We start from the raw sequence: 25,345 nt of genomic DNA, 5'->3' as shown, positions 1-25,345 counted from the left end.
TCCGCCGTACGGGGGCGGACCGGGCGGCCGGCGTCCGCCGTGCGGGCGTCGGCCGTACGGTCAGTCCTCGTCGCGCAGGCGCCGGTCGAGGTCGCGCAGGAAGTCGGGGTCGTCGTCCGGGCCGCGGGGGGCCTGCGGGCGGGGCTCGCGGGGCGTGCCCTCGGGGGGCAGGAGGATCCGCGGGGGGCGGGGGCCGAGAGGGCGGCCGAGCAGCAGCCAGAACAGGCCGCCGACCAGGGCCAGCAGCACCACGATGAGCACCCACAGGATCTTGGGGAGGTTCCTGACCTCCTCGTCCGGCGTGGTGATGACGTCGAACAGGCAGTAGAGCCAGAAGGCGAGCAGCGCCAGACCGAGAAGCACGGACATGCCCGAACTGTAAGCCATCCCGCAGGCGGGTGGGGCCAGGCCGGGAACGGAACGGGGACGGACCGGGAACCGGGCGGGACGGGGTTCCGGTTCGGGGTGACGAGGGAAGATCCACGCCGTACGGTGGGACCTGTTGCCGTTCTCCGACGGGAGCGCGTGGTGGCGCATTCAAGCGGGCGGGCAGGGTGAACACGGACAGGGGCCGTCATCGGCGGCGGTGGTGGCAGCGTGAGACGTCCCGCCGGGGCGGTGAGGCCGCCGTCCGCGAGGCGCCCAGGGAGGTCCCACGCGAGCCGGAGGCGCGGATCGCGCAGCCGGCCCCCGCCGACCGCCCGCAGTACACCTGGCGGGACTTCGAGCTGGAGGACGAGCGTCCCCGGGCCCGGCCCAACACCCCCGACGCCCCCGGCCTGGGCGACGGCCTGCGGCACTGCGGGGCCCTGGAGCGCGTGCTGCACCGGCAGTGGGACATCCGCGAGGGGCCGCCGCCCCCGGAGGTCGTGGGCGCGGTGGAGAGCCTCGCGCGGCTGCCCGACGGCCTCAAGGCCAAGCTGGCCGAAGGGCTGGAGGGCATCTACGTCGGCGCGGGCGGCGTGCCCGACCTGGACGACATGGGCTACCTGCGGGGCGCGCCGCTGCCGTCGGGCAGGGCCACGTGGGACATCTGCGCCGGCGCGTACGGCGACCGCAAGGTGGTGGTGGGGGACAGGCCCTCGCCCACCCCCGACGTGATGATGCACGAGATCGGGCACGCCCTGGACGACGTGGACGCGCCCCATGGAGACTGGGTGTCGGACTCCCCCGAGTTCGCCGCCCTCTACGAGCAGTGCGTCCCGGTCCTGGCCTCGGGGTTCCACCTGCAGCCGGGGACCCTGGGCCGCAGGGAGTTCTTCGCCGACGCCTTCGCCGCCATCGCGTCCCGGCAGCGCCCCGCCCTGGTGGACATGCTGGGCGGGGACACGCGGATGGCGCTCAATGTCATGTTGTTCTTCAACCGGCGCTACGGAATCTAGGTGGTCTGGGATGTACGTCATCCGGCTCGCTGACGGGACCCTGCGCGTGCCGCAGAGCCTGTCCAGCGATGACGGGCGTCTGATCGGCAACGCGTACGTGGAGCTCTCACCGGGGGATCCGGAGTACGACCGCTGGCTGCCCGAGTCGCTCACCGAGGAGGAGGTGGCGGAGCGGCGGAGACGGTGGCTCGCGGAGAACGACGAGCTGGAGAAGGAGTTCCTGGCCTTCAAGGCCGAGCAGGACGGGTGAGGTCCGGCGGGGGAACGATCCGGTGACCGCGGAGTGACTCCACGGTGACCCTGCGGCTTCCGGGTAAGGCGCGCAGGATCACCGATGGTGCGACGTCATACGGCGTCAGACGCGGGGGGACTCACCCGCCGGCCGTTCGGCCGTCAGGACGTCCTCACCGCGCAGAAGGGCGTGCACTTCCGACTCGCGGAACCGCCGGTGCCCTCCGGGGGTACGGATGCTGCTGATGCGGCCTGCCGCGGCCCAGCGCGTAACCGTCTTTGGGTCGACCCGGAAGAGGGCGGCAACCTCTCCGGGCGTCAGCAGACGCTCGCTGCTACTCTCCACAATCTCTCCCCCTCGCATCCCGCTTCCTGCCAGCGGGCGGACAGGTAACCAGTGTGCCGAGCGAAGCCTGATTTATCCGTGCTTTCGGACAAAGATCACGGGTTGTTATCGACTGACTGCCCGATTGTTATATGATAGAGCCTCTTTGGGACTCTCGTGGGTGTTTCTTTACGTAACTGATCTGTTGGGAACACTAGCAGTGGTCGCGTCAGATGCGAAGAGCGTTCGCTTCGTGCCTGCGACATGGCCGGGAAGGCCTTTGCCGCGCCGTCCGCGCGCCCGCTCGCACCGGCATGTCAGGAGTGACGTAGCCTCGATGCCGTGCATCCCGCTTTCGCCTACACCGCGTCCCGGATCGGAGTGCTGGCCGTGACCGCCGGCGTGCTCTACCTTCTCGGGCTTCGCGATCCTTTCCTGCTGCTGGTCGCGTCATTCCTCGTCAGCGGCGTGGCCAGCTACGTCCTGCTGTCCAAGCAGCGCGACGCGCTCAGCGCGCGAATCACCAAGAATCGCTGAAAACGGGGAATGTCACGGCAGCGGGAACATGCCGATCCGGGCATGGTACTCGCGGCCGAGTCGGGTCGTGTCACTACCGACGAGTAGCCCTCCCCGGTGGGCGAGAAACGCCTTGACGCCGATTCCGAGGGTCCGGGTGGGATTCCAGCGCAGCGCCTTGCCCGTGACCGGATGGATCGCCCCGATCCCCGGCCGGGCGACGGCCCCCGGGCCCGCCGAATCCCGGCCGTGCGGGTTGTCGAGCCAGCGCTGGTGGCCGCCCACGTAGACCGCGGCCCCGGTCACCGCCACCGAGTAGAGCGTGTCGCCGCCGGTGTGGTTCACCCAGGTCGGGTCCGTCTCGCCGCGCGCGCGGGTCTCGAAGCGGGCGGCGCTGTCGCACAGCTTCCGGGGCCCGCCCGAACCGCCGCTCGTGACGACCACGAAGTAGCTGCCGTCGGGGGCGAAGTCCAGCCCCCTGACGTAGCTGGGGAAGGTCGGCTTGCACTCGGCGGCGTAGGCGTCCGTCCGCCAGGGGGCGACCTTCGCCGGGGAGGCCCCGACGTCGATGAGGCCGAGCTGGGGACGGGAGAGCCCGTCGAGGGTGCCGAAGCTGCCGTCGACCGCGAGCCGGTCCTTGGCCAGGGCCATGGCGTACACCTTGACCCGCGGCCCCCGGGGCGCGCCCGGCGTGATCGTGAAGGCGGGGTCGACGGCGCCGGTGGCGGCGTGCACCCGGGCCAGGGCCGTACGGCGGACGCCGGTGACGTGGGTGAAGTCCCCGCCGACGTAGAGCCGGGAGCCGTGCCGCAGGAGGCTGGTGACCTTGCCGCCGGAGGCCCGGGCGCGGAAGGACGTCACCGGGGCGCCGTCCGAGAGCCGGAGCCGGGCCAGCCTGGGGGTGGCGACATCGCCGGTCTCGGCGAACGCGCCTCCGGCGTAGACGGTGCCGGAGGTCCCGGCGGCCAGGGCGTTGACCGGGCCGTCGAGGTCGGGCGCGAAGTCCGGCAGGATCCGCCCGCTGGCCAGGTCGTAGGCGAAGATGTTGGCGCGCTCCAGGATCCGCGTGCTCCCCGCGTCGCGCACCTCGCTGAACGAGCCGCCGACCACCACCGTGCCGCCCACCAGGGCGATGGCGTTGACGATCCCGTCGAGCACGTGCGGGGTGGTGTCCACGGGGTCGGCGGAGACGATCCCGCGGTGCTCCACGGTGCCGGCGGAGGCGGTCCCCCCGGTGATCCCCCCGTTGACCCCCGCGGTGGTCAGGGCCAGGGCGGCCGTCAGGACAGAGGCGGTTCTGGTGGTTCTGGCGGTTCTGGCAAGCATTCGCCAAGTTCTAACAGACCCTTGGTCATGATGTCGCTACTTTCCGTGGATTGCGCGCGCGGCCCTAGGCTTGCTGTCATGACGCGCGCTTCGCTGGACAAGCAACCGCACGAGGTCGCCTCGATGTTCGATCGCACGGCCCGGCGCTACGACCTGATGAACGACGTCCTCTCCCTCGGGCAGGACCGGCTGTGGCGCAGGGCCACCGCGGCCGCGGTGGACGCGGGCCCCGGTGAGCTCGTGCTCGACCTGGGCGCCGGGACCGGCACCTCGACCGACGCCTTCACCTCCCTCGGGGCTCGGGCCATCGCCTCCGACTTCTCCTTCGGCATGCTCCGCACCGGCGTCGCTCGGCGCGGCGGGTCCGGCATCTCCGGCGGCGGGGTGCGCGGGGTGACGTTCGTGGCCGGCGACGCGCTCAGCCTGCCGTTCGCCGACGACAGCTTCGACGCGGTGACGATCTCCTTCGCCATCCGCAACGTCGCGGACACCGAGCAGGCGCTGCGCGAGATGCTCCGGGTGGCCAGGCCCGGCGCCCGCCTGGTGGTCTGCGAGTTCTCCCGGCCGACGGCCAGGTCCTTCGACCTGGTCTACACGCAGTACCTCATCCGGATGCTGCCGATCGTGGCCAGGGCGGTCAGCTCCAACCCCGATTCCTACGAGTACCTCGCCGAGTCGATCAGGGCCTGGCCGGACCAGGCGGAGTTCGCGCGGACCATCCGGCGGGCCGGCTGGGAGCGGGTCGCCTGGCGCAACCTCTCGCTCGGCATCGTCGCTCTGCACCGGGGTTACAAGCCGGGTCCGGAAAATGGTGAATCGCCCGCCGTACCCGCCTGACACTTCTACCCGGGAAAGCGTTAGACTGCCGCCCGACAAGTTTGTGAAGACCTTCACAAAGGAACGAAAGGCCCCTCACCCCGAGGCCGTCTAAGCGTGTAGGACAGGACAGGTCCCGTGACCGTGCCAGCCGCCCCACATCGGAGTGTCGCTGAGGCCGACGCCGACGTCATCGTCGTCGGCGCCGGGCCCGCCGGTTCGACAACCGCATTCCATCTCGCCCAGGCCGGACTGGACGTCCTGCTGCTGGAGAAGACCGCGTTCCCCCGCGAGAAGGTCTGCGGCGACGGGCTGACACCCCGCGCCGTGAAGCAGCTCATCGCCATGGGGATCGACATCGACGCCCCCGGCTGGGTCAGGAACAAGGGGCTGCGCGTCGTCGGCGGCGGTTTGCGCTTCGAGCTCGACTGGCCCGAGCTGTCCAGCTACCCCGACTTCGGCCTGGTCCGCACTCGGCAGGACTTCGACGAGATCCTGGCCGCCAACGCGGTGCGCGGCGGGGCGCGCCTGCTCCAGGGCGTCAACGTCACCGGCCCGATCCTCGACGACCGCAGCGGCCACATCGTGGGCGTGACCGCGAAGAAGGACGGCGAGGAGGTCGCGTACCGCTCCCGGCTCGTGGTCGCGGCCGACGGCAACTCGACCCGCATCTCCCTGGCGATGGGGCTGCACAAGCGCGAGGACCGCCCGATGGGCGTCGCGGTGCGGACGTACTTCACCAGCCCCCGCCACGACGACGACTACCTGGAGACGTGGCTGGAGCTGTGGGCCGGCGACCAGCTGCTGCCCGGCTACGGCTGGATCTTCGGGGTGGGGGACGGCACCGCCAACGTGGGCCTGGGGCTGCTGAACACCAGCGCGGCCTTCAAGGGCGCGGATTACCGCGACCTGCTGCGGCGTTGGACCCAGAACATGCCCGGTGAGTGGGGCTTCACCGAAGAGAACATGACCACCCCGATCAGGGGCGCCGCGCTGCCGATGGCGTTCAACCGCCAGCCGCACTACACGCGGGGCCTGGTGCTGGTGGGCGACGCGGGCGGGATGATCAACCCGTTCAACGGCGAGGGCATCGCCTACGCGATGGAGACCGGCCGGATCGCGGCCGAGACCGTCGTCCAGGCGCTGGGCCGCGGCACCGCAGCCCAGCGCGAGCGGGTCCTGCGGGCCTACCCGCAGGTGCTGAAGGACGCCTACGGCGGCTACTTCACGCTCGGCAGGGGCTTCGTCGAGCTGATCAGCCGGCGCGGCGTGATGAACTTCGCGACCCGGCACGCGCTCCCGCACCCCCGCCTGATGCGCTTCGCGCTCAAACTCCTTGCTAATCTCACCGACCGGCGAGGCGACGCGTCAGACCGGATCATCAATGCCCTGTCGAAGGTCGCACCACCGGCATGACCTCACAAAACATCCGGAAGCCGGGACGAATGGTAATCATGCCCCCGCCTAGACTTATGCGTCATGACAACGTGAGCTACGCGCCGGCGCGCGTGGAGATGGGAGAGGAGGCGTAGCGATGGAGCTGTACGCACCCATCCTGGTGCTCGCCGTTCTGGGAGCGGGCTTCGCGATCTTTTCGGTGACGATCGCGCCCTTCACCGGTCCCAAACGCTGGAACCGCGCGAAGCTCGACGCTTACGAGTGCGGCATCGAGCCCACCCCCCAGCCGGTCGGCGGCGGCCGCTTCCCGCTGAAGTACATGATCACGGCGATGCTCTTCATCGTCTTCGACATCGAGATCATCTTCCTCTACCCGTGGGCGGTCGCGTTCGACCAGCTCGGGCTGTTCGGACTGGTCGAGATGCTGCTGTTCATCGTCACCGTGCTCGTCGCCTACGCGTACGTGTGGCGCCGCAAGGGTCTGGACTGGGATTAGGACTATGGGACTTGAAGAGAAACTCCCCAGCGGCTTCCTGCTGAGCACGGTCGAGCAGGTGGCCGGCTGGGCGCGCAAGAACTCCGTCTGGCCGGCCACCTTCGGCCTGGCCTGCTGCGCGATCGAGCTGATGTCGACCGGCGGTCCCAAGCACGACCTGGCGCGCTTCGGCATGGAGCGCGCCTCGGCGTCTCCCCGCCAGGCCGACCTGATGATCGTCGCGGGCCGGCTGTCCCAGAAGATGGCCCCGGTCCTGCGCCAGATCTACGACCAGATGGCCGAGCCCAAGTGGGTCATCGCCATGGGTGTCTGCGCCTCCAGCGGGGGCATGTTCAACAACTACGCCATCGTGCAGGGCGTGGACCACGTCGTCCCCGTCGACATCTACCTGCCCGGCTGCCCGCCGCGGCCGGAGATGCTCATCGACTCGATCGTGAAGCTGCACGACAAGATCCAGAACATGAAGTTCGGTGCCCACCGCGCCAAGCAGATCGACGAGCTCGAGCTGCGGGCACTCCGGACGCTGCCGCTGATCGATCAGGGGACGGGCAAATGACTCGGAGCGAGCGCCCCGGAGTCCGCGGCGTGGTCCGCGAGGTACGAGCGGCCCGTGCCGCGAACGAGGAGCGGTGAACGACCATGAGCACTGACAACCTCCCCGGCGTGCCGGAGGAGCCGGTCGCCCACCTGGGCATGTTCGGGGCCCGGGACGCCGGTGACACCTCCGGCTTCGGCGGTCTCGTCGTGCGCCGGGCGCCCCGGCTGTCGACCCCCCGCCCCTACGGCGGATACTTCGACGCGGTCGCCGACGAGCTGGAGCGCGCGCTCGGCGGAGACCTGGCCGACGCGGTCGAGCGCGTGGTCGTGGACCGGGGCGAGCTGACCTTCCACGTCAGGCGCGAGCGGCTGCTGGACGTCCTGCGGCACCTGCGCGACGACCCCGCGCTCCGCTTCGAGCTCTCGCTGGGCGTCTCCGGCGTGCACTACCCCCACCTGGAGGGTGAGGAGCTGCACGCGGTCATCCACCTGTGCTCGATCACGCACAACCGGCGCCTGCGCGTCGAGGTGTCCTGCCCCGACGCCGACCCGCACATCCCGTCCAGCGTGTCGATCTACCCGACGCACGACTGGCACGAGCGGGAGACCTGGGACTTCTTCGGGATCGTCTTCGACGGGCACCCGGCGCTGACCCGCATCATGATGCCCGACGACTGGGACGGCCACCCCCAGCGGAAGGACTACCCGCTCGGCGGCATCCCGGTCGACTACCGCGGTGCGCAGATCCCGCCGCCGGACCAGAGGAGGTCCTACAAGTGAGCGAGCGAGCCATGGAGCGCAGCAGTTCGCGGACGAGCGCGACGGAGGAGGACTCGTGAGCGCTTCCTACGAAGAGGCGACCGAGGGCAAGGTCTACACGGTCTCGGGCAACGACTGGACCGAGCTGGTCAGCACGCTCAGCGGCCAGCAGGACGAGCAGCTCGTCATCAACATGGGCCCCCAGCACCCGTCCACGCACGGCGTGCTCCGCCTCATCCTCAACCTCGACGGCGAGACGGTCACCGAGGCCCGCACGGCCATCGGCTACCTGCACACCGGCATCGAGAAGACCGCCGAGTACCGGACGTGGACCCAGGGGGTCACGCTCGTCACCCGGATGGACTACCTGTCGCCGATCTTCAACGAGACGGCGTACTGCATGGCCGTCGAGAAGCTGCTGGGCATCACCGAGCAGATCCCGGAGCGGGCCCAGGCCCTCCGGGTGCTGACGATGGAGCTCACCCGCATCTCCTCGCACATGGTGGCCATCGGCACCTTCGGCATGGAGCTGGGCGCGACCACGCCGTTCCTCTTCGGGACCCGCGAGCGCGAGATGGTGCTCGACCTGATGGAGTACATCACGGGCCTGCGGATGAACATGGCCTACGTCCGGCCGGGCGGCGTCTCCGTCGACCTGCCGGCCGGCGCGGTGGACAAGATCGGCGAGTTCCTCAAGATCATGCCGAAGCGCATCAAGGACCTGCGCAAGCTGCTGGACGCCAACCCGGTCTACCTCGCGCGGACCAAGGACGTCGCCTACCTCGACCTCACCGGCTGCATGGCGCTGGGCATCACCGGCCCGATGCTCAAGGCCGCGGGCCTGCCGTGGGACCTGCGCAAGTCGCAGCCCTACTGCGGCTACGAGACCTACGACTTCGAGGTCCCGGTGGAGAGGAGCGCCGACGTCTACGGGCGCTACCTCGTCCGGGTGGCCGAGATGGAGGAGTCGCTCAAGCTCGTCGAGCAGGCCCTCGACCGGCTGGGCGGCCCGCTCAAGGGCCAGCGCGTGATGGTGGACGACAAGAAGATCGGCTGGCCCTCGCAGCTCGCGCTGGGCCCCGACGGCTACGGCAACTCGCCCGACCACATCGCGCACATCATGGGCGGCTCGATGGAGGCCCTGATCCACCACTTCAAGCTGGTGACCGAGGGCTTCCGGGTCCCCGCGGGCCAGGCCTACGCGAGCGTGGAGGGCCCCCGCGGGGAGCTCGGCGCCCACGTGGTCAGCGACGGCGGGACCCGGCCCTACCGGGTGCACTTCCGCGACCCGTCGTTCACGAACCTGCAGGCCGTACCGGCGACGTGCGAGGGCGGCATGGTCGCCGACGTCATCTCGGCGGTGGCCTCGATCGACCCGGTTATGGGGGGTGTGGACCGGTGACGTATTCGCCGGAAGTCCGCGAGCGTCTGGAACGGGACGCCAAGGAGATCATCGGCCGCTATCCCAGGACGCGGTCGGCCCTGCTGCCGCTGCTGCACCTGGTGCAGTCGGTGGACGGCTACGTCTCCGACGACGGCCACGAGTTCTGCGCCGAGATGCTCGGCCTGAGCAAGGCCGAGGTCGTGGGCGTGTCCACGTTCTACACGATGTACAAGCGCAAGCCGATGGGCGACTACCACGTCGGCGTGTGCGTCAACACGCTCTGCGCCGTCATGGGCGGCGACCAGATCTGGGACGAGCTCTCCGAGCACGTCGGCGTCGGGCACGACGAGGCGACCCCGGACGGGAAGATCTCGCTGGAGCGGCTGGAGTGCAACGCCGCCTGCGACTTCGCCCCGGTGATGATGGTCAACTGGGAGTTCTTCGACAACCAGACGCCCGGTTCGGCCAAGCAGCTCGTCGACGACCTGCGGGACGGCAAGGACGTCTCCCCGACCCGCGGCCCGAAGAAGCTCTGCACCTTCAAGGAGGCGTCGCGGGTCCTGTCGGGACTCCCCGACGACCTGGCCGGCGACGGCCCCTCGGCGGCGGGCCCCTCCCTGGAGGGCCTGAAGGTCGCCAAGGCCAACGGATGGAAGGCCCCCGAGGCATGACGACTCTCACCCCGGTCCTCACCGCGAACTGGGACCGGCCCGACTCCTTCACCCTGCCCGGCTACGGCGGGGACTACAAGGCGGCCAGGAAGGCGCTGGGCATGGAGCCCGACGCCGTCATCCAGGCGGTCAAGGACTCCGGTCTGCGCGGCCGCGGCGGCGCGGGCTTCCCCACCGGCATGAAGTGGGGCTTCATCCCGCAGGGCGACGGCAAGCCGCACTACCTGGTGGTCAACGCCGACGAGTCCGAGCCGGGCACGTGCAAGGACATCCCGACGATGATGGCCAACCCGCACGCGCTGGTGGAAGGCGTGATCATCGCGTCCTACGCCATCCGCGCCAACCAGGCCTTCATCTACGTGCGCGGCGAGGTCCTGCACGTCATCCGCCGCCTGCACGCGGCCGTGCGCGAGGCCTACGAGGCCGGCTTCCTCGGCAAGGACATCCTCGGCTCCGGCTACGACCTGGAGCTGGTCGTGCACTCCGGCGCGGGCGCCTACATCTGCGGCGAGGAGACGGCGCTGCTCGACTCGCTCGAGGGATATCGCGGCCAACCCCGTCTCAAGCCTCCGTTCCCGGCGGTGGCGGGCCTGTACGCCTGCCCCACTGTGATCAACAACGTCGAGTCCATCGCGAGTGTTCCCTCGATCATCGCCAACGGCGCCGAGTGGTTCGCCGGCATGGGCACCGAGAAGTCGGCCGGCTTCGGCATCTTCTCGCTGTCCGGCCACGTCACCCGGCCCGGCCAGTACGAGGCGCCGCTCGGCATCACGCTGCGCGAGCTCCTCGACATGGCGGGCGGCATCCGCGCGGGGCACCGGCTGAAGTTCTGGACGCCCGGCGGGTCGAGCACCCCGATCTTCACCGACGAGCACCTGGACGTGCCGCTCGACTTCGAGTCGGTCGGCGCCAAGGGCTCCATGCTCGGCACCCGGGCCCTGCAGATCTTCGACGAGACGACCTGCGTGGTCCGCGCCGTCATGCGGTGGACCGAGTTCTACGCGCACGAGTCCTGCGGCAAGTGCACCCCCTGCCGGGAGGGCACCTACTGGCTCAAGCAGGTGCTCAAGCGGCTGGAGAAGGGTCAGGGCACCGAGGAGGACCTGACCACGATCACGGACATCGCCGACAACATCCTGGGCCGCTCCTTCTGCGCCCTGGGGGACGGCGCGACCAGCCCCATCCACTCGTCGGTGAAGCACTTCCGCGACGAGTACCTCAAGCACTTCGAGATCGGCGGCTGCCCGTTCGACCACGCCCCGTCCACGGTGTGGGGGGCCAAGTGAGCGACTGCAGCCGCGGCACCGTTTCGGTCATGGGGCCGACGGAGGAGGCACCATGAGCGTCGAACCCACCACCCCGGCGCAGCAGCCGGCGGAGCTGGTGACCCTGACGATCGACGGGTTCCAGGTGAGCGTCCCGAAGGGGACGATGATCATCCGGGCGGCCGAGTTGATCGGCATCCAGATCCCGCGCTTCTGCGACCACCCGCTGCTGGACCCGGCGGCCAACTGCCGCCAGTGCCTGGTGGAGATCACGGACGCGGGCAACGGCCGCGGCTTCCCCAAGCCGCAGCCCTCCTGCGCCATCGAGGTCGCGCCGAACATGGTCGTGCAGACCCAGCTCACCTCCCCGGTCGCGGAGAAGGCGCAGCGCGGTGTCATGGAGCTGCTGCTCATGAACCACCCGCTGGACTGCCCGGTCTGCGACAAGGGCGGCGAGTGCCCGCTGCAGAACCAGGCCATGTCCAACGGCCAGGGCGAGTCCCGCTTCCACGAGCACAAGCGCGTGTTCGAGAAGCCCGTCCCGCTCTCCACCCAGGTGCTGCTGGACCGCGAGCGCTGTGTGCAGTGCGCGCGCTGCCTGCGCTTCTCCGACGAGATCGCCGGCGACCCGCTCATCGAGTTCTTCGAGCGCGGGGCCAAGGAGCAGGTCGGCACGGCCGACGGCAGGCCGTTCCAGTCCTCCTTCTCCGGCAACACCATCCAGATCTGCCCGGTGGGCGCGCTGACCAGCGCCGCCTACCGCTTCCAGGCCCGCCCCTTCGACCTGGTCTCCACCCCCACCGCGTGCGAGCACTGCGCCAGCGGCTGCTCGCTGCGGACCGACCACCGCCGCGGCAAGGTCACCCGGCGCCTGGCCGGCAACGACCCGGAGGTCAACGAGGAGTGGAACTGCGACAAGGGCCGCTTCGCCTTCGCCTACGCCAACCAGCCCGACCGGCTGAAGACCCCCCTCGTCCGTGACGAGGAGGGCCACCTGGTCCCGGCCTCCTGGCCCGAGGCGTTCGCCGCCGCGGCCAAGGGCCTGGCCGCCGCCCGCGGGCGCGCGGGCGTGCTGGTCGGCGGCCGCGCCACCGTCGAGGAGGCGTACGGCTACGCGAAGTTCGCCCGGATCGCCCTCGGCACCAACGACGTCGACTTCCGGGCCCGGCCGCACTCCGAGGAGGAGGCGCGCTTCCTGGCGCACGCCGTCGCGGGCAAGGGCATCGAGATCCGCTACCGCGACCTGGAGAACGCCCCGGCGGTGTTCCTGGTGGGCTTCGAGCCCGACGAGGAGTCGCCGATCGTCTTCCTGCGGCTGCGCAAGGCCTGGCGGAAGAAGGGCCTGAAGGTCTTCTCCGTCGCGCCGTTCGCCACCCCCGGCCTGGCCAAGATGAGCGGCACGCTCGTGGAGGCCGTCCCCGGCACCGAGGCGAAGGTCCTCGCGGACCTGGCCTCGTCCGCCCCGGCGCTCGCCGAGGCCGCCGAGGCGGTCCGGAAGCCCGGCGCGGTCATCCTGGCCGGTGAGCGTCTGGCGACCGTCCCCGGCGCGCTGACGGCCCTGCTGAAGCTCACCGAGGCGAGCGGCGCCCGGCTGGCCTGGGTCCCGCGCCGCGCCGGCGAGCGCGGCGCGCTGGAGGCCGGGGCGCTGCCCGGCCTGCTCCCGATCGGCCGCCCGGCCGACGACGCCGAGGCCCGCGCCGAGGTGGCCAGGGCCTGGGACGTCGCCTCGCTGCCCGACACCCCGGGCCGCGACACCTCCGCCATGCTGGCGGCGGCGCTCGGCGAGGAGCTCGACGCCCTCGTCGTCGCCGGTGTCGACCCCTACGACCTGCCCGACCCGGAGACCGCCCTGGCGGCCCTGGAGAACACCCCGTTCATCGTGAGCCTGGAGCAGCGCGCCAGCGCGGTCACCGACCGCGCCGACGTGGTGCTGCCGGTCGCCGCGGTGGTCGAGAAGTCGGGCACGTTCGTCAACTGGGAGGGCCGCGGCCGTACCTTCGCCGAGGCCCTGCCGGTACCCGGGGTGATGAGCGACCTGCGGATCATCTCCGCGATCGCCGACCACATGGACGTGCACCTGGGCCTGCCGGACCCGGCCGCCGCCCGGCGCGAGCTCGCCTCGCTCGGCGCGTGGCGGGGCGCGCGGGCCGCGGCCCCGGCCGTGTCCGCGGGCACGGCCGCCGCCGTCCCGCAGGCCGGCGAGGCCGTCCTGGCCACCTGGCACCAGCTGCTCGACGACGGCCGCCTCCAGGTTGGGGAGCCGTTCCTGGCGGGTACCGCTCCGGTGGCCGAGGCGCTGCTGTCGGCGGCCACCGCGGCCGAGGCGGGCGTCGCCGACGGTGACAAGATCACCGTCACCACCGGGAAGGGCTCGCTGAGCCTGCCGGTGCGGATCGCCGGCCTGCCCGACCGGGTGGTGTGGCTGCCGGCCAACTCGGGCGGCCGCTCGGTGATCCGCGACCTGCGCGCCGCGGCCGGCGACATCGTCAAGATCGGAAGTGCCTCATGAGCGGGATACGGCCCGACGCAGTGAGCGAAGCGGTCCGCGAGGTGCGAGCGGTCCGCGTAGCGAACGAGGAGCGGTGAGCTACCTGTGAACACATCTCTTCTTCTCGCGGCACCGGCTGCCGACCCGAACATGCCGGGCCTCGCCGACTTCGGCAAGGACCCGGTCGGGATCATGATCCTCAAGGGCGCGGTCATCTTCGTCGTCCTGATGCTGGGCGTGCTGTTCGGCGTGTGGTTCGAGCGCAAGCTCATCTCCCGCATGCAGAACCGGTACGGCCCCAACCGGGCGGGCAAGTTCGGCCTGCTCCAGTCGGTGGCCGACGGCCTGAAGATGGGTCTGAAGGAAGACCTGATGCCGCGCACCGTGGACAAGGTGATCTACTTCATCGCCCCGGTCGTGCTGGCCACCCCGGCCTTCATCGCCTTCTCGGTCATCCCGATGGGCCCGAAGGTCTCGATCTTCGGCACGGTCACCCCGCTGCAGCTGACCGACCTGCCGGTCGCGGTGCTGCTGGTGCTGGCCATGGCCTCCATCGGCGTCTACGGCATCGTGCTCGCCGGGTGGGGCTCCCGCTCGCCGTACGCGATGCTGGGCGGCCTGCGGGCCAGCGCCCAGGTGGTCTCCTACGAGATCGCGATGGGCCTGTCGTTCGTCGGCGTCTTCCTCTACGCGGGCACGCTCTCCACCTCGGAGATCGTCGCCGCGCAGGCGGAGGGCAACACGGTCACGCTGGGCGGGCTGTCGATCCCGATGCCCTCGTGGTACATGATCCTGCTCATCCCGTCCTTCCTGATCTACATCGTCACCATGCTGGGCGAGACCAACCGGGTCCCCTTCGACCTGCCCGAGGGCGAGGGCGAGCTGGTCGGCGGCTTCCAGACCGAGTACTCCAACTCGCTGAAGTTCGCCGTCATCATGCTCGCCGAGTACGTCAACGTCTTCGTGGTCTCGGCCGTGTCGATCACCCTGTTCATGGGCGGCTGGCGGGCCCCGTTCCCGATCAGCACGTTCTGGCCGGAGGCCAACACCGGCTGGTGGCCGCTGCTCTGGTTCTTCCTGAAGATGGTGCTGCTGTTCGCCTTCTTCATCTGGTGCCGCGCCTCGCTGCCGCGGGTCCGCTACGACCAGCTGATGGCGCTGGGCTGGAAGGTCCTCATCCCGATCAACCTCGGCTGGATCATGCTGGTCGCCACCGTCCGCGCCATGCAGCTGCAGGGCACCGACCGGACCGTCGTCATGATCATCGCCTCGGTCGTGGTCGTCGGCGGCTTCGCCATCTGGCTGCGCTTCGACAACGTCCTGCAGAAGCGCAAGGAGGCCAGGGCGGCCCAGGTCGAGGCGGAGTACCGGCAGCTCCAGGAGGACCCGCACGCCGGCGGGTTCCCCGTACCGCCGCTCGACCTGCCGCACTACCACGGGGCAGCGGCCGCGCTGGAGACACGCGCTGACAAGACTGCGGAGGTTCCCAGTGGGAGCAACTGATTGGCTGAACCCCATCAAGGGGTTCGGCGTGACCTTCCACACGATGTTCAAGAAGGTTGAGACGGTCAACTACCCCGAGGAGAAGCGGCCCACGGCTCCGCGCTTCCACGGCCGGCACCAGCTCAACCGCTGGCCCGACGGCCTGGAGAAGTGCGTCGGCTGCGAGCTGTGCGCCTGGGCGTGCCCGGCCGACGCGATCTTCGTGGAGGGTGCCGACAACACCGAGTCCGAGCGCTTCTCCCCGGGGGAGCGCTACGGGCGCACTTACCAGATCAACTACCTGCGGTGCATCCTCTGCGGTCTGTGCATCGAGGCGTGCCCGACGCGCGCCCTGACGATGACCAACGAGTACGAGCTCGCCGACTCGACGCGCGAGGGGCTCATCTACACCAAGGAGATGCTCCTGGCGCCGCTCGGCCCCGGCATGGAGGCCCCGCCCCACGCCATGCGCCTCGGCGAGACCGAAGAGGACTACTACCGGCTGGGACGTACCAATGGGTGAGACCATCACGTTCTGGGTGCTGGCGGTCGTTTCCGTGGCCGCCGCGCTCGGGCTCGTCTTCAGCCGCAAGGCGGTCTACTCGGCGCTCATGCTGGGCGTGGTCATGCTCTCGCTGGCCGTGCTCTACGCCGTCCAGGACGCGCCCTTCCTCGCCGCGGTGCAGATCATCGTCTACACCGGCGCGGTCATGATGCTCTTCCTGTTCGTGCTGATGCTCGTCGGCGTGGACTCCTCCGACTCCCTGGTGGAGACGATCAGGGGCCAGCGCTTCTGGGCGATCGTCGCGGGCCTGGGCTTCGCCGCGCTGCTGGCCCTCGCGATCGGCAACGTGGTGTTCACCCCGGCGGTGGGCGTCGGCCAGGTGACGCAGGCCAAGGGCGGCAACATCCCCGCCCTGGCAGAGATGATCTTCACCAGGCACGTCTTCGCCTTCGAGGTCACCTCGGCGCTGCTGATCACCGCGGCGCTCGGCGCGATGGTGCTGGCCCACCGCGAGCGGGTCCGGCCCAAGGCCACCCAGCGCGACCTGGCCCGCGCCCGCTTCTCCGGCCCGCAGCCCTCGCCGCTGCCCGGCCCGGGCACCTACGCCCTGCACAACGCCATCGACATGCCGGCCCTGCTGCCGGACGGCTCGGTCTCGGCCAAGTCGATCAACCGGGTCCTCGCCCGGCACGAGCTGGAAGACGACTTCACGCCGACCGACCCGGAGAAGGCCGCCATGATCAGGGAGGCCCTGGCCAAGGGCGAGGCCGAGGAGCGGGAGCACGGCGTCGAGGCCGAGCAGCCGATCCAGGCCAAGGACGCGGTCATCAAGGAGGACGGCCAGTGACCACCCACTACCTGGTGCTCTCCGCGCTGCTGTTCGCGATCGGGGCCGTCGGCGTGCTGCTGCGGCGCAACGCGATCGTGGTGTTCATGTGCGTGGAGCTCATGCTCAACGCCTGCAACCTGGCGTTCGTCACCTTCGCCCGGCAGCACGGCAACCTGGACGGCCAGCTCATCGCGTTCTTCGTGATGGTGGTGGCCGCGGCGGAGGTCGTGATCGGCCTCGCCATCATTGTGATGATCTTCCGAACCCGCAGGTCGGCGTCCGTGGACGACGCCAACCTGCTGAAGTACTAAGAGGTGGCCGGTGGAATCTCCTGTTGAGATCGTCCAGCACACCGGTGGGGCGATCGGCTACTCCTGGCTGATGATCGCGCTGCCGCTGCTCGGCGCCGCGATCCTCCTGCTGGGCGGACGCCGTACCGACCGGTGGGGCCACCTCCTCGGCGTCGCGATGTCGCTGGGCGCCTTCGCGGTGGCCGTCGCCTCCTTCGTCCAGCTGCTCGCCCTGAACCCGGGCGAGCGCCGCCGCGGCATCGAGCTGTTCGAGTTCATCCCCGGCATGGCGGACCTGGGCGTGCTGATCGACCCGCTGTCGATCAGCTTCGCGCTGCTGATCACCGGTGTGGGATCGCTGATCCACATCTACTCGATCGGCTACATGTCGCACGACCACGACCGCCGCCGCTTCTTCGCCTACCTGAACCTGTTCGTCGCCGCCATGCTCCTGCTGGTGCTGTCGGACAACTACCTCGGCCTGTTCGTCGGCTGGGAGGGCGTGGGCCTGGCCTCCTACCTGCTGATCGGCTTCTGGCAGTTCAAGCCCAGCGCGGCCACCGCGGCCAAGAAGGCCTTCGTCATCAACCGCGTCGGCGACTTCGGCCTGCTGATCGGCATCTTCACGATCTGGACGACCTTCGGCTCGCTGGCCTTCCGCGACCTCGGCGCCGACGTGGCCACCCAGGCCTCCGAGGGCACGCTGACCGCGATCGGCCTGCTGCTGCTCGTCGGCGCCTGCGGAAAGTCGGCCCAGCTGCCGCTGCAGGCCTGGCTGCTGGACGCGATGGAGGGCCCGACCCCGGTCTCGGCCCTCATCCACGCCGCGACCATGGTCACCGCCGGCGTCTACCTCGTCGTGCGCTCCGGCGCCTTCTTCGAGGCCGCCCCGACCGCGCAGCTGGTCGTCACCATCGTCGGCGTCGCCACGCTGCTCGCCGGTGCGATCATCGGTTGCGCGAAGGACGACATCAAGAAGGGCCTGGCCGGTTCGACGATGTCGCAGATCGGCTACATGATGCTCGGCGCGGGCCTCGGCCCGGCCGGCTACGCCTTCGCGATCGGCCACCTGATCACGCACGGCTTCTTCAAGGCCAACATGTTCCTCGGCGCCGGCTCCGTGATGCACGCCATGAACGACGAGGTCGACATGCGCCGCTACGGCGCGCTGTTCCCGGTCATGAAGGTCACCGCGGTCACGTTCGTCATCGGCTACCTGGCCATCATCGGCTTCCCGCTGCTCTCCGGTTACTACACCAAGGAGGGCATCATCGAGACGGCGATGCACCACAACCCGGTCCTCGGCTGGCTCGCCGTGCTGGGCGCCGGACTGACCGGCTTCTACATGTCGCGGATGGTCTTCATGACCTTCTTCGGCAAGAAGCGCTGGGCCGACGACGCGCACCCGCACGAGTCGCCCGCGGTGATGACCGTGCCGCTGATCATCCTGTCGATCGGCTCGATCGGCCTGGGCGCCTTCCTGGTCCTGGGCAACCGGTTCGCGACCTTCCTCGCCCCGGCCGTCGGCACGCCGGCGGAGATGCCCGAGCCGCACGTCTTCGGGGTCGGCCCCGCGGCCCTGGCCACGCTCGCGCTGGTCGCGGCCGGCGCCGCCTTCGCGTGGATGCGGTACGGCGCCGCCGAGGTGCCCGTCACCGCCCCGCGCGGCTCCTTCCTCACCACCTTCGCCCGCCGCGACCTGTACGGCGACGCCCTCAACGAGTCGCTGTTCATGCGGCCCGGCCAGTGGCTGACCCGCCTGTCGGTGTTCTTCGACAACCGGGGCATCGACGGCCTGGTCAACGGCCTGGCCGCGGGCATCGGCGGGACCTCCGGGCGGCTGCGCCGCGTGCAGACCGGTTACGTCCGCTCGTACGCGTTGTCCATCTTCTTCGGTGCCGCAGTGGTCGTCGGAGCGCTGCTCTACGTAGGGAACATGTGATGCCCTGGCTCTCGATACTGATGGCCGTGCCCGTACTGGGCGCGGTCGGGGTGGCGTGCCTCCCCAAGGGCAGCCACAAGCCCGCCAAGCAGCTCGCGCTGCTGGTCTCGCTGGTGGTGCTCGGCCTGACCGTCGCGATGGCGGTCCAGTTCAGCCCGAACGGGCAGCGCTTCCAGTTCACCGAGACCCACAGCTGGATCCCGGCCTTCGGGGTGAACTACGGCCTCGGCGTGGACGGCATCGCCCTGGTGCTGATCGCGCTGTCGGCGGTCCTCGTGCCGATCGTGATCCTGGCCTCCTGGCACGACACCGACGGGCCCGCGCCCGACGGCAGGGACGACGCCCCGGCGCCCAAGCGCTCCGCGAAGACCTACTTCGCGCTGCTGCTGGTGCTGGAGGCGATGATGATCGGCGTCTTCGCGGCGACCGACATCTTCCTGTTCTACGTGTTCTTCGAGGCCATGCTGATCCCGATGTACTTCATGATCGGGTCGTACGGCGGGGTGCAGCGGTCCTACGCGGCCGTGAAGTTCCTGCTCTACTCGCTCTTCGGCGGCCTGCTCATGCTGGTCGCGGTGATCGCGCTGTACGTGGTCGCCGAGAAGAACACCTTCATGTTCCCCGAGCTGATCGGCGTCGTCCAGGACCCGACCACGCAGAAGTGGCTGTTCGCCGGCTTCTTCATCGCGTTCGCGGTCAAGGCGCCGCTCTGGCCGTTCCACACCTGGCTGCCCGACGCCGCCGCGCAGGCCCCGGCCGGCGCGGCCGTGCTGCTGGTCGGCGTGCTGGACAAGGTCGGCACGTACGGCATGCTCCGCTTCTGCCTGGAGCTGTTCCCCGACGCGTCGAAGTTCTTCACCCCGCTGGTGATCGTGCTCTCGGTGGTCGGCATCATCTACGGCGCCATCGTGGCCATCGGCCAGACCGACATGAAGCGCCTGATCGCCTACACCTCGATCTCGCACTTCGGCTTCATCGCGCTGGGCGTCTTCGCGATGACGCAGAACGCGCAGGCCGGCGCCACGCTCTACATGGTCAACCACGGCTTCTCCACCGGCGCGCTGTTCCTGATCGCCGGGTTCCTGATCCACCGCCGCGGCTCTGCCCAGATCGCCGACTACGGCGGCGTGCAGAAGGTCGCCCCGCTGCTCGCGGGCGCCTTCCTGATCGCCGGCCTGTCCGGTCTCGCCCTGCCGGGCCTGTCCTCGTTCGTCAGCGAGTTCATGGTCCTCATCGGCACCTACGAGCGCTACGCGGTCCCGGCGATCATCGGCGCGCTCGGCGTGATCCTGGCGGCCATCTACATCCTGTGGATGTACCAGCGCATGATGAACGGGCCCACGGCCGACTCGGTCAAGGGCTTCACCGACCTCAACGGCCGGGAGAAGTGGGTGGTGGCCCCGCTGATCGCGGCGATCATCGCGCTCGGCTTCTTCCCCAAGCCGGTGCTCGACGTGATCAACCCCGCGGTGGACAAGACGCTGGACAGCGCCCAGGTGCTGGACAAGCAGCCGGCCTCCACCGCCGCTGAGAAGAAGGGGGCCGGCCAGTGAACGGCACCACCATTCCGGCGCCGACGATCGAATACGCCCTGCTCGCGCCGATGCTGATCGTCTTCGGCGCGGCGATCGTCGGCGTGCTGGTCGAGGCGTTCTTCCCGCGCTACCTGCGCAAGTCGGTCCACGTGCCGCTGACGCTGCTGGCGCTGGCGGGGGCCTTCCTGATGACGGTCCTCCAGGTGGTCAGGGAGGGCGTGCCGACCACGCCGTCCGCCATGGGCGCGGTCGCGGTGGACGGGCCCGCCCTGTTCATCTGGGGCCTCATCCTGGTCCTGGCGATCGTCAGCACGCTCCTCATCAACGACGAGGACCAGTTCGTCGCGCAGGCCGCGGCCGTACCGGGCAGCGCCGACGAGGAGGAGGCGGTCCGCAGCGGGTACGCCCAGACCGAGGTCTACCCGCTGCTGCTGTTCTCCGTCGGCGGCATGATGCTCTTCCCGGCCTCCAACGATCTGCTGATCATGTTCGTCGCCCTGGAAGTGCTCTCCCTGCCGCTGTACCTGCTCTGCGGCCTGGCCCGCCGGCGCCGCCTGCTCTCGCAGGAGGCCTCGGTCAAGTACTTCCTGCTCGGCGCGTTCTCCTCGGCCTTCTTCCTGTACGGCATGGCCCTGATGTACGGCTACGCCGGTTCGCTCGACCTGAAGGCCATCAGCGCCGCGCTGGGCACGGTCAGCGGCCAGAACACGCTGCTGCTGGCCGGCACCGCGATGCTCGGCGTCGGCCTGCTCTTCAAGCTCGGCGCGGCGCCGTTCCAGGCCTGGAAGCCCGACGTCTACCAGGGCGCGCCCACCGCGGTCACCGCCCTGATGGCCTCCACCGTCCTGGTGTCGGCCTTCGGCGCGCTGCTGCGGGTCTTCTGGGTCGCCCTGGGCAACCTGGACTGGGACTGGCGCCCGGTGATGTGGGGCGTCGCGATCCTGACCATGGTCGTCGGTGCGATCCTGGCCATCACCCAGACCGACATCAAGCGCATGCTGGCCTACTCGTCGATCGCGCACTCGGGCTTCATCCTGACCGGCGTGATCGCGACGGGCGCCTTCGAGCAGAACCAGGGCGCGCTCTCGGCGATCCTGTTCTACCTGGCGGCGTACGGCTTCACCACGGTCGGCGCCTTCGCCGTGGTGACGATGGTCCGCGACGCGGGCGGCGAGGCCGGGCACCTGTCCCGGTGGGCCGGCCTCGGCAAGCGGGCCCCGATCCTGGCGGGCATCTTCGCGTTCTTCCTGCTGGCCTTCGCCGGCATCCCGCTGACCAGCGGGTTCTTCGGGAAGTACGCGGTGTTCTCCGCCGCGGTCGCGGGTGACGCGCTGCCCCTGGTCGTCGTGGGCGTGGTGACCTCGGCCATCGCGGCGTTCTTCTACGTCCGCGTGATCGTGCTGATGTTCTTCAGCGAGCCGGCGGCCGACGGGCCGACCATCGCGACGCCCACCATCGGCACCTCGGCTGTGGTCGCCCTCGCGGCAGCGGCTACCGTAGTCCTCGGAGTCTTCCCGCAGCCGGTCCTGGACCTGGCCGGCGAGGCGGCTTCGGCCCTGTTCATTCGCTAGGAAGTGTAGGAACCCATGGCTGCGCCACCGGTTGTCGATCTCCCGCTCGCCGACGAGCGGCTGGCGCAGGACCTGGCCGCGGGCCTGGCCGAGGTGGAGAAGCTGCTGCGGTCCTCGGTGGAGAGCGAGGACGCCTTCGTCACGGAGGCGTCCAGGCACCTCATCGAGGCCGGCGGCAAGCGGTTCCGGGCCATGCTCGTGCTCCTCGCCGCGCAGTTCGGCACACCGGCCGCCCCCGAGGTGATCTCCGGGGCCGTGGTCATCGAGCTGACCCACCTGGCCACGCTCTACCACGACGACGTCATGGACGAGGCCCCGGTCCGCCGGGGCTCGGAGTCGGCCAACGCCCGGTGGAACAACACCGTGGCCATCCTGACCGGCGACTACCTGTTCGCCCAGGCCTCGGAGATCCTCGCCGACCTCGGCCCGGACATCATCCGCATCCAGGCCCAGACCTTCTCCCGGCTGGTCCGCGGCCAGATCCGCGAGACCATCGGCCCCCGCGACGGGGACGACCCGGTCCGGCACTACATCGAGGTGCTGGCCGACAAGACCGGCTCGCTGATCGCCACCTCCGGCCGCTTCGGCGCCCTGCTGAGCGGCGCCTCGCCCGACGTGGTCGAGCGCCTGGCGAGCGCCTGCGAGGCCATCGGCGTCGCCTGGCAGCTCAGCGACGACCTGCTGGACGTCGCCTCCGAGTCCACCGAGTCCGGCAAGACGCCCGGCACCGACCTGCGCGAGGGCATCCGGACGCTCCCGGTGCTCTACGTCCTGTCCGGCGGCGACCCCGCCGACGCCCGGCTGCGGGAGCTGCTGTCCGGACCGGTGGCCGAGGACGACGTCGAGGAGACCCTGGCGCTGCTGCGGGCCAACCCGGCCATGGACCGGGCCCGCGCCGAGCTGGTCGCCTGGGCCGACCGCGCCCGCGCGGACCTGGCGGGCCTGCCCGACATCCCGGCCCGCGCCGCCTACCTCGCCCTCTGCGACTACGTCGTCGAGCGCTCCGGCTGATATCCGGCCGGCCCCGTCCGGCTCTGTTCGGCGGCATTTCCTTGCGTGTGCATCTGTTGCATGAGCAGGTAGGCTCGCTGCCAGGTGCTCAGAGGTAAGGAGGGCTCACAATGACGTGGGACCGTTTCGCCCTGCTGTACGCGCGCGTGGAGACCGAACTGGCCAAGGCGCTCCAGCGCGGCCACGGCCTGGGCCTGTCGGAGTACCGCGCGCTCAAGCGGCTCGCCGCCGCTCCGGACGGCGAGCTGCGGATGCAGGAGCTGGCCGAGGCGGTCGGGCTGAACCAGAGCTCGGTGACCCGCCTCATCGCCCGGCTGGAGGAGGCGGGGCTGACCCGCCGCGACCTGTGCGCGGCCGACCGCCGCGGCGTCTACTCGGTGATCACCGGTGAGGGGCGGGCCCGGCTGGGCGAGGCCTCGCCCACCTACGAGCGCTCCCTGGAGACCGCCCTGGACCGCGCCGGCACCGACCCGGAACTGCAGCCGCTGGTGGCCGCCGTCCGGGGCATCAAGGCCGTACCGGGGCGTTAGGGCGGGCCGTACGGCGGGCGTGCGAGGCCGGGGCGGCCGGATCAGATGGCGGCTGCGCGGGGCCGGGGCGGCCGGATCAGGCGGCGGCGGGTTCCAGCCGCTCGGCGCGGCGGGCCGCCTGGGCGGCGCGGGCGGTGCGGAGGCTGTCGTAGGTGAAGACAGACAGGGCCAGCCAGACGATGGCGAACCCGGCCCAGCGGCTCGGCGGCATCACCTCGTGGGCGACGAACACGCCGCAGAGGAACTGCAGGACCGGCGCGATGTACTGCAGCAGGCCGATCGTGGTGAGCGGGACGCGGATCGCGGCCGCGGAGAAGCAGATGAGCGGGACGGCGGTGATCACGCCCGCCCCGGCGAGCAGCAGCGCGTGCCCCGCGCCCGCGCTCCCGAAGGTGCCGGTGCCCTGCTGCGTGAGATAGCCCAGGTAGCCCAGGGCGGGCAGCAGCAGGACGAGCGTCTCGACCGCCATGCTCTCCGCCGCGCCGACCTGGGCGGTCTTCTTGACCAGGCCATAGGTGCCGAAGCTGGCGGCCAGGACCATCGCGATCCACGGCAGTCGGCCGTAGTCCAGGGTGAGCACGACGACGGCCGCGGCGCCGAGCCCGACCGCGGCCCACTGCAGCGGGCGCAGCCGCTCCTTGAGCAGGAATACGCCGAAGAGCACGCTGACCAGCGGGTTGATGAAGTAGCCCAGGGCGCTCTCGACGACGTGCCCGGTGTTTACCGCGTAGATGTAGACGCCCCAGTTGACCGTGATGATCAGTGCGGCGAGGGCCAGGAGGCCGATCTTGCGGGGGGTGCGGGCGATCTCCCGGATCCATGACCAGTGCCGCCGCACCGCGAGGATGGCGACGACCGCGACGAGCGACCACGCCATGCGGTGGGCCAGGATCTCCAGGGCGCTGGAGGGCTTGAGCAGCGGCCAGTAGAGCGGGAACAGGCCCCACATGCTGTAGGCGGCGATGCCGTACAGGACTCCGCGGCGTGATTCAGGCATGTCACTCATTTTGGCTGCTTACCTTATTTAACACAAATTAGTGATTCTGATCCGATCGTTAAGCATCACTTATGGGAACACCGGATGGCCGGGCGGGGTTGAGCAGAGCGAGTAAGGCGACAGGAGGAGGTTCCGATGGGCTGGCTCTTCGGCAGGGAGAAGACTTCCATGGTGTCCCCGGAGAACGCGCTTCCCGGACGGGACGAGCGCATGCCGGTGCCCGCGCGGCACATGGTCCTCGACGCCCCGCTGGCCCCGCCGTACCCCGGCGACGTCGAGATCGCCGACTTCGGCCTCGGCTGCTTCTGGGGGGCCGAGCGCAAGTTCTGGCAGACGCCCGGCGTCGTGTCCACCTCGGTCGGCTACGCGGGCGGCCACACCCCCAACCCGACCTACGAGGAGGTCTGCAGCGGGCTCACCGGCCACACCGAGGTGGTCCGGGTCGTCTTCGACCCGGCCGAGGTGTCGTACGAGGAGCTGCTGCGGGTCTTCTGGGAGAACCACGACCCCACCCAGGGCATGCGCCAGGGCAACGACGTCGGCACGCAGTACCGCTCGGCGGTCTACTTCCACTCCCCGGAGCAGGAGAAGTCCGCCCTCGCCTCCCGCGACGCCTACCAGAAGGTCCTCACCGAGGCCGGCCACGGCCCGATCACCACGGAGATCGCCCCGGCCGGTGAGTACTACTTCGCGGAGGAATATCACCAGCAGTACCTTTTCAAGAATCCCGGCGGCTACTGCGGCATCGGCGGCACCGGGGTCGCGTGCCCGGTGGGCCTGACCTCCGGTGAGGTCCGACCTGCGGTAGCTGACTGATCCTGGCCCTTGGTCGCCCGGCTAGCCCGGTGCCGATCGAGGGCCAGAGCCGTTTTCGGCGAGAACCTTCACTACAGGGGCGAGGCGAGCCCCCTGTGGCGACTCGCGGCGCGCCGGGTGGCCAGCGGGCCGGGCGTGCAGCCTGGGAGCCGGTCCCGGCCCGCGCCGCCCGCGCCTCTGAACCCAATGCCGTTTAGGTAGGGGTTTGTGCTGGTAGCGTCCGCGGGGTGGCAGAGTGGATCA

General features: G+C 70.2%; 26 protein-coding genes. 22 read left to right on the top strand and 4 right to left on the bottom strand.

The features are described 5' to 3' along the window. Nucleotides 1-60 precede the first annotated feature (60 nt). Nucleotides 61-369, bottom strand: coding sequence for a PLDc N-terminal domain-containing protein (locus IEZ07_RS21610; protein ID WP_230880753.1), 309 nt, complete (start codon nt 367-369; stop codon nt 61-63). A gap of 185 nt (nt 370-554) precedes the next feature. Here IEZ07_RS21610 and IEZ07_RS21605 point away from each other — a divergent pair, with 185 nt between their 5' ends. Together IEZ07_RS21605 and IEZ07_RS21600 are read left to right on the top strand one after the other, a co-directional pair. Next, complete coding sequence (locus tag IEZ07_RS21605; RefSeq protein ID WP_191896402.1) at nt 555-1,382, top strand: hypothetical protein; 828 nt, start codon at nt 555-557, stop codon at nt 1,380-1,382. A gap of 10 nt (nt 1,383-1,392) precedes the next feature. Beyond that, nucleotides 1,393-1,632, top strand: a complete 240-nt coding sequence (locus tag IEZ07_RS21600) for a hypothetical protein (RefSeq protein WP_068898194.1) — start codon at nt 1,393-1,395, stop codon at nt 1,630-1,632. Between the two features lie 105 nt (nt 1,633-1,737). On the opposite strand, the gene IEZ07_RS21595 is transcribed toward IEZ07_RS21600, so the two are convergent. Continuing rightward, nucleotides 1,738-1,977, bottom strand: coding sequence for a BldC family transcriptional regulator (locus IEZ07_RS21595; RefSeq protein WP_012887349.1), 240 nt, complete (start codon nt 1,975-1,977; stop codon nt 1,738-1,740). 303 nt (nt 1,978-2,280) lie between these two features. Between IEZ07_RS21595 and IEZ07_RS21590 the strand changes: the two genes are divergently transcribed. Next, a complete protein-coding gene (locus tag IEZ07_RS21590) occupies nt 2,281-2,475 on the top strand; it encodes a DUF4229 domain-containing protein (RefSeq protein ID WP_068898196.1) in 195 nt (64 codons plus the stop codon). A gap of 12 nt (nt 2,476-2,487) precedes the next feature. On the opposite strand, the gene IEZ07_RS21585 is transcribed toward IEZ07_RS21590, so the two are convergent. Further along, entirely contained in the window at nt 2,488-3,780 is a 1,293-nt protein-coding gene (locus IEZ07_RS21585; RefSeq protein WP_191896401.1) for a delta-60 repeat domain-containing protein, read from the bottom strand. A 78-nt stretch (nt 3,781-3,858) separates the two neighbouring features. Here IEZ07_RS21585 and IEZ07_RS21580 point away from each other — a divergent pair, with 78 nt between their 5' ends. The 18 genes from IEZ07_RS21580 (at nt 3,859) to IEZ07_RS21495 (ending at nt 23,289) form a co-directional block, all read left to right on the top strand. Beyond that, complete coding sequence (locus IEZ07_RS21580; protein WP_191896400.1) at nt 3,859-4,617, top strand: demethylmenaquinone methyltransferase; 759 nt, start codon at nt 3,859-3,861, stop codon at nt 4,615-4,617. A 117-nt stretch (nt 4,618-4,734) separates the two neighbouring features. Beyond that, on the top strand, nt 4,735-6,012 hold the full coding sequence (locus IEZ07_RS21575) for a geranylgeranyl reductase family protein (RefSeq protein ID WP_191896399.1): 1,278 nt from the start codon (nt 4,735-4,737) through the stop codon (nt 6,010-6,012). Between the two features lie 118 nt (nt 6,013-6,130). Then, nucleotides 6,131-6,490, top strand: a complete 360-nt coding sequence (locus IEZ07_RS21570) for an NADH-quinone oxidoreductase subunit A (protein WP_068898202.1) — start codon at nt 6,131-6,133, stop codon at nt 6,488-6,490. 4 nt (nt 6,491-6,494) lie between these two features. Next, nucleotides 6,495-7,046, top strand: coding sequence for a NuoB/complex I 20 kDa subunit family protein (locus IEZ07_RS21565; RefSeq protein ID WP_191896398.1), 552 nt, complete (start codon nt 6,495-6,497; stop codon nt 7,044-7,046). A gap of 83 nt (nt 7,047-7,129) precedes the next feature. Beyond that, the gene (locus tag IEZ07_RS21560; RefSeq protein ID WP_068898205.1) at nt 7,130-7,807 is read left to right on the top strand and encodes an NADH-quinone oxidoreductase subunit C; all 678 of its coding nucleotides are present in this window, start codon (nt 7,130-7,132) and stop codon (nt 7,805-7,807) included. Between the two features lie 55 nt (nt 7,808-7,862). Next, nucleotides 7,863-9,188 carry an NADH-quinone oxidoreductase subunit D gene (locus IEZ07_RS21555; RefSeq protein ID WP_191896397.1) on the top strand — a complete coding sequence of 442 codons (1,326 nt, stop codon included), beginning with the start codon at nt 7,863-7,865 and terminating at the stop codon, nt 9,186-9,188. After that, on the top strand, nt 9,185-9,841 hold the full coding sequence (gene nuoE / locus IEZ07_RS21550) for an NADH-quinone oxidoreductase subunit NuoE (RefSeq protein ID WP_068898207.1): 657 nt from the start codon (nt 9,185-9,187) through the stop codon (nt 9,839-9,841). The genes IEZ07_RS21555 and nuoE overlap by 4 nt, the downstream gene beginning before the upstream one ends. Further along, nucleotides 9,838-11,127 carry an NADH-quinone oxidoreductase subunit NuoF gene (gene nuoF / locus IEZ07_RS21545; RefSeq protein WP_068898209.1) on the top strand — a complete coding sequence of 430 codons (1,290 nt, stop codon included), beginning with the start codon at nt 9,838-9,840 and terminating at the stop codon, nt 11,125-11,127. The genes nuoE and nuoF overlap by 4 nt, the downstream gene beginning before the upstream one ends. A 52-nt stretch (nt 11,128-11,179) precedes the next feature. Beyond that, on the top strand, nt 11,180-13,615 hold the full coding sequence (locus tag IEZ07_RS21540) for an NADH-quinone oxidoreductase subunit G (RefSeq protein WP_191896396.1): 2,436 nt from the start codon (nt 11,180-11,182) through the stop codon (nt 13,613-13,615). An 84-nt stretch (nt 13,616-13,699) separates the two neighbouring features. After that, a complete protein-coding gene (gene nuoH / locus IEZ07_RS21535) occupies nt 13,700-15,097 on the top strand; it encodes an NADH-quinone oxidoreductase subunit NuoH (protein WP_191896395.1) in 1,398 nt (465 codons plus the stop codon). Further along, nucleotides 15,084-15,599 carry an NADH-quinone oxidoreductase subunit NuoI gene (gene nuoI, locus IEZ07_RS21530; protein ID WP_084008490.1) on the top strand — a complete coding sequence of 172 codons (516 nt, stop codon included), beginning with the start codon at nt 15,084-15,086 and terminating at the stop codon, nt 15,597-15,599. The genes nuoH and nuoI overlap by 14 nt, the downstream gene beginning before the upstream one ends. Next, complete coding sequence (locus IEZ07_RS21525) at nt 15,592-16,428, top strand: NADH-quinone oxidoreductase subunit J (RefSeq protein ID WP_191896394.1); 837 nt, start codon at nt 15,592-15,594, stop codon at nt 16,426-16,428. The genes nuoI and IEZ07_RS21525 overlap by 8 nt, the downstream gene beginning before the upstream one ends. Beyond that, nucleotides 16,425-16,721 carry an NADH-quinone oxidoreductase subunit NuoK gene (gene nuoK, locus IEZ07_RS21520; protein WP_068898216.1) on the top strand — a complete coding sequence of 99 codons (297 nt, stop codon included), beginning with the start codon at nt 16,425-16,427 and terminating at the stop codon, nt 16,719-16,721. Before IEZ07_RS21525 ends, nuoK begins: the two co-directional genes overlap by 4 nt. Before the next feature lie 70 nt (nt 16,722-16,791). Then, nucleotides 16,792-18,642, top strand: a complete 1,851-nt coding sequence (gene nuoL / locus IEZ07_RS21515) for an NADH-quinone oxidoreductase subunit L (protein ID WP_191896536.1) — start codon at nt 16,792-16,794, stop codon at nt 18,640-18,642. Beyond that, complete coding sequence (locus tag IEZ07_RS21510) at nt 18,642-20,195, top strand: NADH-quinone oxidoreductase subunit M (protein ID WP_191896393.1); 1,554 nt, start codon at nt 18,642-18,644, stop codon at nt 20,193-20,195. Before nuoL ends, IEZ07_RS21510 begins: the two co-directional genes overlap by 1 nt. Next, nucleotides 20,192-21,748: an NADH-quinone oxidoreductase subunit NuoN gene (nuoN, locus tag IEZ07_RS21505; protein ID WP_068898220.1), complete on the top strand. Its 1,557-nt coding sequence runs from the start codon at nt 20,192-20,194 to the stop codon at nt 21,746-21,748. The genes IEZ07_RS21510 and nuoN overlap by 4 nt, the downstream gene beginning before the upstream one ends. Before the next feature lie 15 nt (nt 21,749-21,763). Continuing rightward, complete coding sequence (locus IEZ07_RS21500) at nt 21,764-22,759, top strand: polyprenyl synthetase family protein (RefSeq protein ID WP_191896392.1); 996 nt, start codon at nt 21,764-21,766, stop codon at nt 22,757-22,759. A gap of 110 nt (nt 22,760-22,869) precedes the next feature. After that, a complete protein-coding gene (locus IEZ07_RS21495) occupies nt 22,870-23,289 on the top strand; it encodes a MarR family winged helix-turn-helix transcriptional regulator (RefSeq protein ID WP_191896391.1) in 420 nt (139 codons plus the stop codon). Between the two features lie 76 nt (nt 23,290-23,365). On the opposite strand, the gene rarD is transcribed toward IEZ07_RS21495, so the two are convergent. Then, nucleotides 23,366-24,286: an EamA family transporter RarD gene (rarD, locus tag IEZ07_RS21490; protein WP_191896390.1), complete on the bottom strand. Its 921-nt coding sequence runs from the start codon at nt 24,284-24,286 to the stop codon at nt 23,366-23,368. Between the two features lie 135 nt (nt 24,287-24,421). Between rarD and msrA the strand changes: the two genes are divergently transcribed. Next, nucleotides 24,422-25,102: a peptide-methionine (S)-S-oxide reductase MsrA gene (msrA, locus tag IEZ07_RS21485; protein ID WP_191896389.1), complete on the top strand. Its 681-nt coding sequence runs from the start codon at nt 24,422-24,424 to the stop codon at nt 25,100-25,102. Nucleotides 25,103-25,345 lie beyond the last annotated feature (243 nt).

This window comes from Planomonospora parontospora (assembly GCA_014647935.1).
In the GTDB taxonomy this organism is placed as follows: domain Bacteria; phylum Actinomycetota; class Actinomycetes; order Streptosporangiales; family Streptosporangiaceae; genus Planomonospora; species Planomonospora parontospora.
Note: the sequence above shows the minus strand (reverse complement) of the source record. Positions and strands in the feature narration are given on the sequence as shown.

Bases quoted from the DNA above. Each gene is read 5' to 3' on its own strand.
- nuoF (WP_068898209.1), top strand. From the start codon at position 9,838: ATGACGACTCTCACCCCGGTCCTCACCGCGAACTGGGACCGGCCCGAC.
- IEZ07_RS21495 (WP_191896391.1), top strand. From the start codon at position 22,870: ATGACGTGGGACCGTTTCGCCCTGCTGTACGCGCGCGTGGAGACCGAA.
- nuoL (WP_191896536.1), top strand. From the start codon at position 16,792: ATGATCGCGCTGCCGCTGCTCGGCGCCGCGATCCTCCTGCTGGGCGGA.
- IEZ07_RS21600 (WP_068898194.1), top strand. From the start codon at position 1,393: ATGTACGTCATCCGGCTCGCTGACGGGACCCTGCGCGTGCCGCAGAGC.
- rarD (WP_191896390.1), bottom strand. From the start codon at position 24,286: ATGCCTGAATCACGCCGCGGAGTCCTGTACGGCATCGCCGCCTACAGC.
- IEZ07_RS21610 (WP_230880753.1), bottom strand. From the start codon at position 369: ATGTCCGTGCTTCTCGGTCTGGCGCTGCTCGCCTTCTGGCTCTACTGC.
- IEZ07_RS21500 (WP_191896392.1), top strand. From the start codon at position 21,764: ATGGCTGCGCCACCGGTTGTCGATCTCCCGCTCGCCGACGAGCGGCTG.
- IEZ07_RS21540 (WP_191896396.1), top strand. From the start codon at position 11,180: ATGAGCGTCGAACCCACCACCCCGGCGCAGCAGCCGGCGGAGCTGGTG.
- IEZ07_RS21525 (WP_191896394.1), top strand. From the start codon at position 15,592: ATGGGTGAGACCATCACGTTCTGGGTGCTGGCGGTCGTTTCCGTGGCC.
- msrA (WP_191896389.1), top strand. From the start codon at position 24,422: ATGGGCTGGCTCTTCGGCAGGGAGAAGACTTCCATGGTGTCCCCGGAG.
- IEZ07_RS21595 (WP_012887349.1), bottom strand. From the start codon at position 1,977: ATGCGAGGGGGAGAGATTGTGGAGAGTAGCAGCGAGCGTCTGCTGACG.
- IEZ07_RS21510 (WP_191896393.1), top strand. From the start codon at position 18,642: ATGCCCTGGCTCTCGATACTGATGGCCGTGCCCGTACTGGGCGCGGTC.
- IEZ07_RS21585 (WP_191896401.1), bottom strand. From the start codon at position 3,780: ATGCTTGCCAGAACCGCCAGAACCACCAGAACCGCCTCTGTCCTGACG.
- IEZ07_RS21580 (WP_191896400.1), top strand. From the start codon at position 3,859: ATGACGCGCGCTTCGCTGGACAAGCAACCGCACGAGGTCGCCTCGATG.
- IEZ07_RS21560 (WP_068898205.1), top strand. From the start codon at position 7,130: ATGAGCACTGACAACCTCCCCGGCGTGCCGGAGGAGCCGGTCGCCCAC.
- IEZ07_RS21570 (WP_068898202.1), top strand. From the start codon at position 6,131: ATGGAGCTGTACGCACCCATCCTGGTGCTCGCCGTTCTGGGAGCGGGC.
- IEZ07_RS21565 (WP_191896398.1), top strand. From the start codon at position 6,495: ATGGGACTTGAAGAGAAACTCCCCAGCGGCTTCCTGCTGAGCACGGTC.